The organism is Methylobacterium sp. AC315 (assembly GCF_979253755.1).
Genome location: NZ_CEEDEA010000117.1, coordinates 1 through 245 on the forward strand (window position 1 = coordinate 1; position 245 = coordinate 245).

Annotated in this window: 1 pseudogene; it reads right to left on the reverse strand. The window is 57.6% G+C overall.

Annotated elements, in window-relative coordinates:
• Positions 1-219 (reverse strand): annotated as a pseudogene (locus AC0IY0_RS28935) (hypothetical protein); the annotation flags it as partial.
• Positions 220-245 lie beyond the last annotated feature (26 nt).

Genomic DNA, 245 nt, shown 5'->3' on the forward strand with positions numbered 1-245 from the left:
GTACTTGCGCATGCGAAGCTGCATGACCAACGCGGCAATCAGCAACGCCGACATCAATGCGCCAGTGAACGCGGTACCGAGTCCCACATGCACGGCAAGATAGTCCGCGCCGGTTTCACCGACCGTGGTCGCCATGATCTTGATCGCCAAGAAAACAACTGTTGCCTCGGGCACTTTGTTGCGCATCCCGGCAGCACGATCATTCGCGGTCTCTAGCAAGCTGGTTCTCCCATTGGTCAGCATTC